At 62.9% G+C, this 12,477-nt stretch carries 14 protein-coding genes; all 14 read right to left on the bottom strand.

The genetic code is table 11. The features are described from left to right. Positions 1 to 6: 6 nt before the first annotated feature. The 14 genes from metK to HB375_RS02790 all read right to left on the bottom strand — a co-directional run bounded on the left by metK (position 7) and on the right by HB375_RS02790 (position 12,473). Entirely contained in the window at positions 7 to 1,185 is a 1,179-nt protein-coding gene (metK, locus tag HB375_RS02855; protein ID WP_167671431.1) for a methionine adenosyltransferase, read from the bottom strand. A 116-nt stretch (positions 1,186 to 1,301) separates the two neighbouring features. Then, complete coding sequence (locus HB375_RS02850) at positions 1,302 to 1,703, bottom strand: helix-turn-helix domain-containing protein (protein ID WP_167671430.1); 402 nt, start codon at positions 1,701 to 1,703, stop codon at positions 1,302 to 1,304. A gap of 50 nt (positions 1,704 to 1,753) precedes the next feature. Next, entirely contained in the window at positions 1,754 to 3,346 is a 1,593-nt protein-coding gene (gene lnt / locus HB375_RS02845; RefSeq protein WP_167671429.1) for an apolipoprotein N-acyltransferase, read from the bottom strand. After that, positions 3,346 to 4,359, bottom strand: coding sequence for a hemolysin family protein (locus tag HB375_RS02840; RefSeq protein WP_167671428.1), 1,014 nt, complete (start codon positions 4,357 to 4,359; stop codon positions 3,346 to 3,348). Before HB375_RS02840 ends, lnt begins: the two co-directional genes overlap by 1 nt. A 41-nt stretch (positions 4,360 to 4,400) precedes the next feature. Continuing rightward, on the bottom strand, positions 4,401 to 4,859 hold the full coding sequence (gene ybeY, locus HB375_RS02835) for an rRNA maturation RNase YbeY (RefSeq protein ID WP_167671732.1): 459 nt from the start codon (positions 4,857 to 4,859) through the stop codon (positions 4,401 to 4,403). 14 nt (positions 4,860 to 4,873) lie between these two features. Beyond that, positions 4,874 to 5,947, bottom strand: a complete 1,074-nt coding sequence (locus HB375_RS02830) for a PhoH family protein (RefSeq protein ID WP_167671427.1) — start codon at positions 5,945 to 5,947, stop codon at positions 4,874 to 4,876. A gap of 14 nt (positions 5,948 to 5,961) precedes the next feature. Continuing rightward, the gene (gene miaB, locus HB375_RS02825; protein ID WP_167671426.1) at positions 5,962 to 7,320 is read right to left on the bottom strand and encodes a tRNA (N6-isopentenyl adenosine(37)-C2)-methylthiotransferase MiaB; all 1,359 of its coding nucleotides are present in this window, start codon (positions 7,318 to 7,320) and stop codon (positions 5,962 to 5,964) included. Positions 7,321 to 7,495: 175 nt separating this feature from the next. After that, positions 7,496 to 8,320: a hypothetical protein gene (locus HB375_RS02820; RefSeq protein WP_205800016.1), complete on the bottom strand. Its 825-nt coding sequence runs from the start codon at positions 8,318 to 8,320 to the stop codon at positions 7,496 to 7,498. Positions 8,321 to 8,470: 150 nt separating this feature from the next. After that, a complete protein-coding gene (olsA, locus tag HB375_RS02815) occupies positions 8,471 to 9,238 on the bottom strand; it encodes a lyso-ornithine lipid O-acyltransferase (protein WP_167671424.1) in 768 nt (255 codons plus the stop codon). After that, a complete protein-coding gene (locus HB375_RS02810) occupies positions 9,235 to 9,690 on the bottom strand; it encodes a Fur family transcriptional regulator (protein ID WP_281409314.1) in 456 nt (151 codons plus the stop codon). Before HB375_RS02810 ends, olsA begins: the two co-directional genes overlap by 4 nt. Positions 9,691 to 9,738: 48 nt before the next feature. Beyond that, a complete protein-coding gene (locus tag HB375_RS02805; RefSeq protein WP_167671423.1) occupies positions 9,739 to 10,224 on the bottom strand; it encodes a GNAT family N-acetyltransferase in 486 nt (161 codons plus the stop codon). Continuing rightward, on the bottom strand, positions 10,221 to 10,904 hold the full coding sequence (gene tsaB / locus HB375_RS02800) for a tRNA (adenosine(37)-N6)-threonylcarbamoyltransferase complex dimerization subunit type 1 TsaB (RefSeq protein WP_167671422.1): 684 nt from the start codon (positions 10,902 to 10,904) through the stop codon (positions 10,221 to 10,223). Before tsaB ends, HB375_RS02805 begins: the two co-directional genes overlap by 4 nt. Before the next feature lie 121 nt (positions 10,905 to 11,025). Further along, positions 11,026 to 12,027: an adenosine kinase gene (locus HB375_RS02795; protein WP_167671421.1), complete on the bottom strand. Its 1,002-nt coding sequence runs from the start codon at positions 12,025 to 12,027 to the stop codon at positions 11,026 to 11,028. 68 nt (positions 12,028 to 12,095) lie between these two features. Further along, positions 12,096 to 12,473, bottom strand: a complete 378-nt coding sequence (locus HB375_RS02790) for a helix-turn-helix domain-containing protein (RefSeq protein WP_167671420.1) — start codon at positions 12,471 to 12,473, stop codon at positions 12,096 to 12,098. Positions 12,474 to 12,477 lie beyond the last annotated feature (4 nt).

Below are 12,477 nucleotides of genomic sequence, written 5' to 3'. Positions count from 1 at the left end.
CAGGGATTAGCTCAGTGCCGACTTGAGGGAGTCGGCGAGGTCCGTGCGCTCCCACGAGAAGCCGCCCTGCGCGTCCGGCTTGCGGCCGAAATGGCCGTAGGCCGAGGTGCGGGCGTAGATCGGCTTGTTGAGGCCGAGATGGGTGCGGATGCCGCGCGGCGACAGGTCCATCGCGTCCATGAGGACGGTTTCGAGCTTCGCCTCGTCGACCTTTCCGGTGCCGTGCAGGTCGACATAGATCGACAGCGGCTTGGCGACGCCGATGGCATAGGAGAGCTGGAGTGTGCAGCGGTCAGCGAGGCCTGCGGCCACCACGTTCTTGGCGAGGTAGCGCGCGGCGTAAGCGGCCGAACGGTCCACCTTGGTCGGATCCTTGCCCGAGAACGCGCCGCCGCCGTGCGGAGCCGCACCGCCATAGGTGTCCACGATGATCTTACGGCCCGTGAGGCCGCAATCGCCGTCGGGACCGCCGATGACGAACTTGCCGGTGGGGTTCACGTGCCAGATGGTTTCCGGCGACACCCAGCCGGCGGGAAGGGTCTTGCGGATATAGGGCTCGACGATTTCGCGCACGTCCTCGGAGGACAGGTTCGCGTCGAGGTGCTGGGTCGAGAGCACGATCTGCGTCACGCCGACGGGCTTGCCATTCTCATAGCGGACGGTGACCTGGCTCTTGGCGTCCGGGCCGAGGACGGCCGCGCCATTGGCCTTGGTCTTGCGCGCATGGGTGAGGTCTTCGAGGATCTTGTGGGCGTAGAAGATCGGGGCCGGCATCAGCTCCGGCGTCTCGTTGCAGGCATAACCGAACATGATGCCCTGGTCGCCCGCGCCTTCATCCTTGTTGCCGGCGGCGTCGACGCCCTGCGCGATATGCGCCGACTGGGCGTGGAGATAAACGTCGACCTCGGCCTTCTGCCAGTGGAAGCCTTCCTGCTCGTAGCCGATGTCCTTGATGGCCTCGCGGGCGAGCTGGATGATCCGGTCCTTGGTGATCGATTCGGGGCCGCGGACTTCGCCCGCGATCACGACGCGGTTGGTCGTGGCGAGCGTTTCGCAGGCCACGCGGGCCTCCGGCTCGGCACCCAGATAAGCATCGACGACCGCGTCCGAAATCCGGTCGCAAACCTTGTCCGGATGACCTTCAGAAACGGACTCGCTCGTAAAAAGATAGCTCGAACGGGGCACGACGGGGATTCCCTCAAATATGGCAAAGAAGACGCGCCCGCGTTGGCAGGCTTCCATTCCTCGTCATGCCGCAGGCCGAAGGAAAGGTCAAGCGAACGCGTTCTTTTTGCCGAACGTTATTGATCGTCCTGAGAAGCCAAAGCGGCGACAAGCTGGACAATACTCTTGCGAACCTTCGGATTCTTGATGCCGGTGAAGGTCCGGATCAGCTGCAGCCCCTCCGGAGTCGACATGACCTCCGAGATATAGGGGGGCGATTCTTCCTCGGCAAACCCGGCATCGAGCTTGCCGCTCTTGATGCCGTTGAAGAAAAAGTGAATGTCGACGCCGAGGATCTTGGCAATGTCGACAAGGCGGCCGACGCTGATGCGGTTGGTGCCTTTCTCATATTTCTGGACCTGCTGAAATGTCAGGCCAAGCATATCGCCAAGCTTTTCTTGGCTCATGCCCACCGAGATACGGCGCATGCGCACCCTGCTGCCGATTTCCTTATCGATCGAGCCGGTCGACTTCTTCATTGGCTCACGATTCCTTGTCAGATCTGCCCCAAAGGAATGTCTCTGTTTTTCTATATAGGAGACACCCGCCGCCTATGGCGTGCGATGGAGGCCATTAAGCAGATCACAAGCGTGGCCGTCAAAACAAACCTTCCGTATTGAGCGGAAACGGGCGCCAAAATCGCCGCCGGAAGGTCCGAATCGAGCACGCCCTCCGTGCCGAGCGGCAGACTTGCAACCACACGTCCATAAGGATCGACGATCGCCGAGATTCCGGTGTTGGCGGCGCGAATAAGAGGTAGCCCCTCTTCCAAAGCCCGCAAACGCGCCTGCGCGAAGTGCTGATAGGGTCCCGGCGTCTGTCCAAACCACGCATCGTTGGTCACGTTCAGGATGAGATCAGGGCGGGGACCTTCGGGCAAAACCTCACCCGGAAAGATCGCCTCGTAGCAGATTGTCGCAGCCACCGCCGGGAGGCCCGGAACGGTCAGCGTGGCACGCGTCGCGCTGGGTTCGAACCCGCCCGGAATATGCACGAACTGACGAAGGCCCACCGCGCGGATCAGCGCATCGAAGAATTTCGGCACGTATTCGCCGAAAGGAACGAGATGCACCTTGTCGTAGGAACTTAAGATCGAGCCCCGGCCGTCAATGACCTGAATAGCGTTGAAGAACTTGCCGACCTGTTCGCCCGGCAGCGGCTGATCCATGCGCGCCGCGCCGGTGATGAGAAGCGCGTTGCGTCCGACAAGCGCGCCGATCTGCGCGAGCGAGGCCGGATCGCGATGAAGCAGGAAGGGGAAAGCGGATTCCGGCCAGACGATATGGGTCGGCGGCCGTCCATCGTGATCGGCGCTGCTGATCGAAAGATAGCGCCGCATGATCGCTTCGCGGTTCGCCGGATTGAACTTGGCGTCCTGCGGCAGGTTGGGCTGCATGAGGCGCAGACGCACCTTGTCGATCGTGGCCACCGGCCCATCCGGCACACGCAAAGCTCCGAACACCACCATCGCAGCGAGCGCGACGAGCGCGAAGGCGGGCGCGGTCCAGCGTTCGCGAGCGGTTTTGCCGGTGCCGATGACGGCGAAAGCGGAAGCCATGGCGACGGCCAAAAAGGTCAGGCCATAGAGGCCGACGAGCGAAGCAGTCTGCATCAGCCAGAGGTTCTGACCCAGCGCCATGCCGGGATTGTTCCAGGGAAAGCCGGTAAACACATGGCCGCGCAGCCATTCGCTGATTGTCAGGCCGAGCGTGAAGGTGATGACGCGCCAGGAATCCGGCGTCCATAACAGGCGGGCGAGGGCGAAGCCGAAGGCGGGAAAGAAGGCGAGACCTGCGGGGAGGCCGAAAACCCCGAAGGGCAACGCCCAGGCGAATTGATCGGCCTCGACCAAAAAGGCCGCGCCGAGCCACCAGAGCCCGGCGACGAAATAACCGAAACCCCAGAGCCAGCCGATGAAGGCCGCTTCTTTCAGCGCGCCCGCGCGAGAGGGGCTTTTCCAGGTGCCGTCAAGCAGCCAGACGGCCGGCGTGAGCGAGAGCGCGAGGGCCGGAAAAACGCCGAAAGGCGGCATCGCCAGCGCCCCGATCGCACCCGCGACAAGGGCGATAAAAGCCCGGCGCCAACCGCGGGCGAGAGCGACACGGTCGGCAAGCACCATCATCAGGCCGCGGCGCTTTCCGAAGAAGAGGGCTCCGCATCCGACGCGGGCGGCACGTCGCGGCGATGGATGCGCAGCCGCTTCACCCGGCGCGGATCGGCGTCGAGCACCTCGAATTCCAGATTGCCGGGCGCGAGGATCAGCTCGTTGCGCGAAGGCACGCGCCCCGCAAGCGTGACGATGAAGCCGCCGATGGTGTCGATGTCCTCGGCGCTGTCCTCGTCGGAAAGGTCGACACCGAGGCTTTCCTTGATGTCGTCGAGGCTGGCGCGCGCATCCACGATGAAGGTGCCGTCAGGGTTCGGCACGATCATCATCTCGGTCGCGTCGTCATGCTCGTCCTCGATGTCGCCGACCACCATCTCCACCAGGTCCTCGATGGAGACGAGGCCGTCGGTGCCGCCGTATTCGTCGATCACGAGGGCCATGTGGGTGCGGGTGGCCTGCATGCGTACCAGAAGGTCGATGGCGGGCATGGAGCGCGGCACGAACAACACGGGACGGAGAATGTTTGCGGAAGCGAGGCTCTGCGACAGGTCGATCTGCCCGAGGCTCGGCGGCGGCGTGTCGTCACCCGCGCCGGATTCGGAGGCGCCCGCATCGGCACGCATGGCGATGAAGTCCAAAAAGTCGCGGATATGGACCATGCCCTTGGGGTCGTCGAGGGTGTCCCCATAGACCGGCAGGCGCGAATGGCCGGCGGAGCGGAAGAGGTTGAGCAGGTCGCCGAGGCTGGTGTCGATGGCCACCGCCACGATGTCGGCGCGAGGCACCATGACATCGTCCACCCGGATGCGGTGGAAGCTCAGCACGTTTTTGAGCATCGCCCGTTCTTTGGGCGAAAAGTCCGGATCCTCGGTGGTTTCGGACAGGGCGTCTTCGAGATCCTCGCGAATGGAATCGCGGGTCTTCAGGCCTAAGCGGATCAGCAACCGGTCATACCAGTGATCGCGCAAGCCCTCAGGGTCCGGAGAGGTCCGAACCGGAGTGTCGTTACGACTTCGATCTTCGTTCATAGCTTTTGAGTTTCAGCCCTTTTGCGGATAACGCCCCGCATTCAAGCTGCCATATCGCGATAGGGATCGGCGATGCCAAGGGTGGCGAGCGCCTTCACCTCGAGACCTTCCATGAGCTCCGCCTCCTCCTCGACCTCGTGGTCGTAGCCGAGAAGATGCAGCACCCCGTGGACGATCAGATGGGCGAAGTGGTGCGACAGGTCCTTGGATTCATCCTCGGATTCCCGCACCAACGTTTCGTAAGCTAGTGCAATATCGCCCAAATGGCGAGGCCCCGTCGCGCCGGGCTGTTCCGGGGCCGGGAAGGAAAGGACATTCGTCGGCTTGTCTTTGCCGCGCCAGGTGCGGTTCAGCTCTTGGATGGCCGCATCATCGGTCAGCAGCACACTGATCTCGAAGTCCTCGTCCGCCTCGTCAGCGACCTTGGCCGCGGCTTCGGCCGCACGTTGGGCGAGCCCTTCCACGTCGTCGAGGCGGGCCCAATCGCCCCCCTCGATCATGATGTCGAGTTCGATCACCGGTTTCGATCCTGCGGCAGTGGTTCCTGCCTGCCAGCCTCGTCATAAGCCGTCACGATGCGCCGCACCAGATCGTGGCGCACCACGTCCTGCTCCTTGAAGGTGACGCGGGCGATGCCCTCGACCCCATCGAGAATCCGCACGGCTTCGATCAGCCCGGATTTCTGACCGGGCGGCAGGTCGATCTGCGTCGGATCGCCGTTGATGATCATGCGCGAGTTTTCGCCAAGCCGCGTCAGGAACATCTTCATCTGCATCGACGTAGTGTTCTGCGCTTCATCGAGCAGCACGACCGAATTGGTGAGCGTGCGTCCGCGCATGAAGGCGAGCGGCGCGATCTCGATCATGCCGGTCTGAAGGCCCCGGTCCACATGTCGCGCTTCCATGAAGTCATAGAGCGCGTCGTAGATCGGGCGGAGATAGGGATCGACCTTTTCGCGCATGTCGCCGGGCAAAAAGCCCAGCCGCTCGCCCGCCTCGACGGCGGGGCGGGAGAGGATGAGGCGGTCCACCTGTCCCGCTTCGAGCAGAGACACGGCATAGCCCACGGCGAGCCATGTCTTGCCGGTGCCGGCGGGTCCTTCGGCGAAGACCAGCTCATGCTGCTTCAAGGCCTTGATATAGGCGTTCTGCGCCGCGTTGCGGGCGCGCACCGGGCCGCGTCTGCGGGTTGCGATCTGGTCGAAGGCGGTAAGGCCGGGAGTGGGCGCTTCCGCCGTCGGGAACAGGCTGCCCTGGAGGCTGCTCTCCTGAATCGCCCCATCCACATCGCCGGGAGCCAACGTCACGCCCTGGCGGGCGCGCTCATAGAGTCCCTCGAGAACCCGGCGGCCGAGTTCGGAGGCCTCTGGCGTGCCCTTGACGGTGACGCGGTTGCCGTTGGCGATGGCGGTGACGTTCAGCCGCCGCTCCAGATGGGCGAGATTTTGGTCGTACTGGCCGAAAACAAGGCTGGCGAGGCGGTTGTCGTCGAAGGTGAGGATGATCTCAGCCTCTTCCTCGACGCCTGGATGCAGATTGGGGCTTCTGCCCTTTTGCGCTCTTGCGGTCACGCTGTCCGCTGGCCTCAAATGCCTCTCCTTCGTTAGGCCGCAGCCTTGTCGCCGGGCCCGATCAACTCTCCGAACAGGCTGTTGGAGCCTGCCCGGACGATCCGCACCGTCACGATCTCGCCGATGCGGTGGGCATCGGTTTCGAACTGCACCGGCTGCAGATAGGGGGACTTGCCCGCCATCTGGCCCGGGTGACGGCCCGGCTTCTCCAAGAGAACGTCAAGAGTCTGACCGACAGTTCCGTGATTGAAAGCCTGTCTTTGGGTTTCCAACAGGTTTTGCAGCCGCGCCAGCCGCTCGGACTTCACTTCTTCGGGAAGCTGCGCGTCGCTCTCGGCCGCAGGCGTGCCGGGGCGGGGGCTGTATTTGAACGAAAAGGAGCTCGCAAAGCCCACATCGGCGACAAGCCGCATCGTGTCTTCGAAATCCGCGTCCGTCTCACCGGGGAAGCCGACGATGAAATCGGAAGAAAGCGCGAGGTTCGGCTGCACCTTGCGAATGCGCTCGATCAGACGCCGATATTCGTCGCCCGTGTGCTTGCGGTTCATGGCATCGAGAATCCGGTCCGAGCCGGATTGCACGGGCAGATGCAGGTAAGGCATGAGCGCGGGCAAATCACCATGCGCCAAAATTAGCTCGTCATCCATGTCACGCGGATGACTAGTGGTGTAGCGCAATCGCGCGATGGCCGGCACCTCCGCAAGACGCCGCAGCAGGCGGCCCAGGCTCCAGGTTTGTCCGTCCGGCCCTTCGCCGTGATAGGCATTCACGTTCTGGCCGATGAGGGTCAATTCGCGCACGCCCGCATCGGCGAGGCGCATCGCCTCGTCCAAAATCTTGGCGACCGGCCGCGAGACTTCCGCGCCGCGCGTATAAGGCACCACACAGAAGGTGCAGAACTTGTCGCAGCCTTCCTGAATGGTGAGGAACGCCGTGACACCGCGCGTCTGAATACGGCTTTTCTCGAGCCTTGGCAGATGATCGAACTTATCCTCGATGGGGAATTCGGTGTCGACTGGACGCTCGGATTTCGCGCGCTTCAACAGGTCGGGCAGGTGGTGATAATTTTGCGGGCCGACGACCACGTCGACCGCCGATTGCCGGCGCAAGATCTCCTTGCCTTCGGCCTGCGCGACGCAGCCCGCGACCACGATCTTGGTCTCGTGGCCTTGCGCCTCGCGCTCCTGCTTCAATTCGCGTACGCGGCCGAGTTCGGAATAGACCTTTTCAGCGGCCTTCTCACGAATGTGGCACGTGTTGAGGATGACGAGATCCGCCTCCTCCATCGCCTTGGTTTCGCTATACCCCTCGGCCGCCAACATGTCCGTCATGCGCTCGGCGTCATAGACGTTCATCTGGCAACCATAGGATTTGACGAAGACTTTTTTCACGCGCGCGGCCTGCTTCTTGATCGTTTGGAATGAAGCGTTCTTACGCTTTTTGAGAGCGCAAGAGAATAGCGGGCTTTGGCTGTCCTTGACATCTCGGGTGCGACCCGCGCTGAGGGATGACACAAATGACAGGGTTAAGGGGGCGAGGCTCGCTCAATCGTTACGTCAGAGATGTTCAAGGCGGGTCTGAAGGCTCGAAAGGGCTCGCGCCTTCTTGCTCATGGCCCTTTTTTCGCTGACCCGCAGCTAATCGGGCAAGTGTTTGTTGTAATGTGGCGTCGTCGCCATCCCACATCGCTATAACAGCTCTGTTCAGCTCATCTACTGTGTCCGCCCTTTCGCGAGCGGCCTTGGCCGTGCCGCGGAGATCGTTGGCGGACAACCCCGGCAGTTGCCTCTTGTCCATTCTCTCTTCAAAGCGCTGAACATCCAGGAAAGGAGACGCTAACCTAGCGTGAGGTCTGTTGTTCACGACGACGGTGATTGGAGCACCGTGGGCGATAGAATTTCTTGCCTCTTTGAGGCGACTAATTGCGCCGAGGGTTGTTTTCCAAAATGGAACGAGGGGCCTTAGATTAGGCTGCTCTTTTGCGGTACGCGCAAAAGCAACATCGACGACTTTCAGCCGCCCGTCGAGGCTTGCGATTGCAAAGTAAATTGCATGGGCAACGTGGCTGTTTCGCTGGTTCAGAAGTGCGTAAAAAAGAGCGCAAAGGGCATTCTCAAGATCTGACCACACCATAAAGGTAGCCAGCATCCCGTCCCTAATTTCCTCGTGCTCCTTATTGACTTTCTCGTACCTTTGATTCAACCGCTGCATCTCTTCGAACGTTAGCGGTTCGACTGTCGGCACCGGGTGAGTGGCACGAAACGCAAGTACTTCAGGGTCATCGTCAGGTAGCGGATCGGGCTCGGTGAGGCAGGTGCCGTTTGGCTGCGGCTGGGGAAGCGCATATAGTCCAACTATCTGGCCCTTATGGTTGCGTTGGACATACGGCATAGCTGTTACCGATCAAGACAAGGAACTGACTCGAGATAGCGGGGCGGCGTGAAGCGAATGCTCGCTGCCAAGCCGCGCCGAAGCAGTCAAAGCCTAAAGCCTAGCTTCCTTTTGCGCTAGCGCGGGAATCGATTCGGCCCGCACACCACTTCACGCCACTTGCAGCGCCCGGCGAATCTCGGCCTCCGCCGCCGCTGTCGCCTGTTTGCGATCGCCGGTGAAGACAACCGGTTCGCCCCAGGTCACGACCGCGTCGATGGGACCGTCGTTGAGAAAGAAATTGAGATGAGGCGCCAGCTCCATGTCGCCATACCACGCGATGAAGGGGCGCTCGCGGCGGGTCACCGGCAGGCCGTTGCGGCGGGTGTAGGAGATCGCGAGCGGCTGGAGATAAACGCGCTCGACGCTATCATCCATCAGCGCCGTCTGTGCCGCGCCGACGAGGGACGTGCGGAAGGGCAGAAGTCGGTTGCCGTCGCCCGTCGTGCCCTCGGCGAAAAGCACCATCACTTCGCCCTTCACGAGGCGATGGGCGAGCGCGTGGCGGACTTCCGCCGTCGCCTTCCTGCGCTGCCGTTCGATGAAGACCGAGCGCTGGAGTTTTGCGAAAAGGCCGACGACGGGCCAGGTCTCCACCTCCGACTTCGCGATGAAGGAGAGAGGATGAACCGAGCCGATAACCGGAATGTCGAGCCAGGAGACGTGGTTGGCGAGAACGAGCGTCGCATCCTCGCCCGGCGGCGTGCCCTTCTCGATCACGCGCACGCTGAAAAGCTTCAAGAAGATGCGATGAAACCACATCGGCGCGACGTGCATCACGGACCAACCGAAACGCATCGCCAGCATCTGCAGCGGAATGAGGAATGCGCTGCAAAGGGCCAGAATGAACAGCTTCAATCCGATGCAGAGCCGCTTCACGTTTCATCCTTCGCGAGCGGCACCGCATAAAGCTCGAGCCGGTGATAGACGACCTTGTAGCCGAGCCTTTTGGCGATCTCGTTCTGCAAGGCTTCGATCTCGTCCGACTGGAATTCGATCACCGCGCCGGTTTCGAGATTGATCAGATGATCGTGGTGCTCGCGCGCGGCCTGCTCGTAACGCGAGCGGCCATCGCGGAAATCGAGCCGCTCGATGATGCCCTGCGTCTCCAGAAGCTTCACGGTCCGATAGACGGTCGACAGCGAGATGCGCTCGTCCACTGCCGCCGCGCGGCGATGCAGCTCCACCACATCCGGATGATCTGCCGCGTCATCGAGAATACGCGCGATAACCCGGCGCTGGCCGGTCATGCGCAGGCCCTTCTCGCGGCAGGCCCGCTCGATGGCATCCGACCGGCGCGGCTTGATCGGTTTGGTGTTGCGTAGTGCCAAAGTCACCCACTCCTCGCGGATGCTTATAGGGGACGAAGCAAGGCGGGGCTATAGGTCGACCGCCATGGTCAGCGCCGCAGCCCGCGTTCCATCGGCCTTGAGATAATAACCCGCCCGACGTCCAACCTCCTTGAAGCCGAGGCGGCGATAGAGGGCGAGCGCGGGCGTGTTACCCTCCTCGACCTCCAGATGGACCTTAGCGACGCCTTTTCGCGAGAGCCCATCGAGATGCTGAGTCAGAAGCGGACGGGAATGCCCCCGACCACGCGCCTCGCGCGCAATGGCGATGGTCAAAATCTCAGCCTCATCGAGCACGATCCGCGACAGGGCAAAGCCGGACGGCCGCTTCTCCCGCCCGAGATAAAGCCCGTCGCCGATCACGCCGCGCTCGCCGAGCAAATGTTCGAATTCGAGTGTGCTCCACGGCCGCGCGAAACCGGAGGCATGGATAGCCGCCAACTGCGCCGCCGCTTCGGTTCCGACCGGCTCGATGCGCGCTCCTGCGGGGCGGAAGATCCGGTCGAAAAGGCTCATCGCCGGGCGATTCGCGCGCCGTCCTGTGGCTTGGCATCAGGGTCGCGCAGATAGAGCGGCTTTGGGAGGGCCTGCGCCGGGTCGGCAATGGCGCCGAGTCGCGCGACCCAGGCGATGTCGGGAGCGTGCGGCGTGTCGCTGACGATGGCCTCGATGCCGTTCGCGCGGGCCTCCGCCGCCAGGATCGGCGCCGCCGATCCGGTAATCAGGAGCGGACCGGAGCCGAGAAGGCGCAAAGCATCGCGATAATTCATCAGGCTCGGCGGAATGATGGTGCGCCCGCCGAACGCGATGGCCTGGATGTACATGTGCCCATGCTTGGCATCAATGGCGGCGGTAAAAAGCCCGCGCTGGTTGCCGGCCATGAGCGGCGCGAGATAGGCCGAGAGCGTTGCAACGCCGATGACCGGAATGCCGAGCGCCAGGCCGATGCCGCGCGCGGCCGAGATGCCGACGCGAAGCCCCGTATAGCTGCCGGGCCCCACCGTCACCGCCACACGGCCAAGGCTGTCGAACCCGCCCTCGACCTTCGAGGAGAGCCGGTCGAGCAGCGGCAGCAAAGCCTCGGCGTGGCCGCGCTCCATGGCGATGGATTCGCTGGCCAGCGGCTCGGTTTCGCCCACCTGGAAAATGCAGGCCGAGCAGGCGCCGAGGGCGGTATCGATGGCAAGGACGCGCAAACTTCGTCTCCGACTGATCCTGTTTCTTAGAGCATGATCAGAATAAGTGGAAACCGGTTGTTCGCCCGGATCATGCGGCCAAGAAAACCCGAAACATGATCAGAACAAGTGGAAACCGGGCTTAAGGCAAAAGACCTTCCTGTCGCGCGAGATCGCGCAGATCGGCCTGCGGCCGCGCGCCGAGATGGCTGATGATCTCTGCGGCCGCGAGGCCGCCGAGGCGGGCGCATTCGACGAGGTCGAGTTCCTGCGTGAGACCGGCAAGGAATCCGGCGGCGAAAAGATCGCCCGCGCCGGTCGTATCGATCACCCGGTCGACGGGGAACGCCTTGACCGCGCGGGTTTCGCCGCGGCTCACGACCATCGCACCATCCGCCGAGCGGGTCACGACGCCCAAGAGCTTCTCGTCGCGGAGCGCGGCGAGCGCGCTGTCCGGATCGGATGTGCCGTAGAGGCTCTGCAATTCATGGATATTGGCGAAGAGAATGTCGAGGCTGCCGTCGCGCATGAGGCCCAGAAACTCGTCACGATAACGGTCGACGCAGAAGGCGTCGGAGAGCGTGAGCGCGACCTTGTTGCCGGCCTGGTGGGCGACCTTCACCGCCTTGCGGAAAGCTTCCTTTGCCGCCGGCGGATCCCAGAGATAACCCTCGAGATAGACGATGGAAGACGCGCGGATGGTCGCTTCGTTGATGTCGTCGGGCGTAAGGTTCTGGCACGCGCCGAGATAGGTGTTCATGGTGCGCTCGCCGTCCGGCGTCACCAGAATGAAGCTGCGCGCGGTGGCGGGGCCGTCCTCGGCGAAGGCCACGTCGTAATGCACGTCGATGTTTTTCAGATCGTGCGCGAAGAGACGGCCGGTCTCGTCGTTCTTCACCTTGCCGATGAAGCCTGCCTTCACGCCGAGCGAGGCGACGCCGGCCGCGGTGTTCGCCGCCGAGCCGCCGGAGACGATGGTGGCCTGGCCCATGTCGCCATAAAGCTCCTCGGCCCGCGCCTCATCGATGAGCTGCATGGCGCCCTTGTGCACCTTCTTGGCGACGAGGAAGGCTTCATCCGTATGGGCGAGCACGTCAACGATGGCGTTGCCGAGCGTGAGCACGTCGATGCGATTCTGGGACATGGGAAACCGGGTTTTGAAACAAAGGGGCGCTTTCGCATCCGCCGCGCGGGCGGTCAAGGTGCCGTCTCTTACTCAGACCGCCGCGTCCGCTCCTGCGCCACGTCGAGGATGGAGAGAATCCTATCGAGATCGTCGCCGGACAGGTTGCGGATTTCGCGGGCGAGGCGGTTGGCGAGCAGGGTCGCGCGGGCATCCGCGCCTGCCGTATCGATCTTGACGCGCGGATCGGAGAGATCGGCAAGGCGCGTCAGCTCGTCGGCCTCGTCCCAGATGATGTGGAAGTATTGCAGCACGCCCTGGATCATCGTCCAGGTCGGCTTGCCGCGGTCGCCACGTTCGAGCGCCGAGAGATAGGCGCTCGACACACCCAAATGCGCGGCCATGTCCTTCAACATCAATCCGCGCTCGCGGCGAAGCTGCCGTACCTTTTCGCCAAAGGGGGTCATCAAA

Origin of the sequence: Microvirga terricola, from assembly GCF_011777495.1 — a bacterium.
Lineage (GTDB): Bacteria > Pseudomonadota > Alphaproteobacteria > Rhizobiales > Beijerinckiaceae > Microvirga > Microvirga terricola.
The sequence above is the reverse complement of the archived record's forward strand: the minus strand, read 5'-3'. Positions and strand labels throughout refer to the sequence as shown.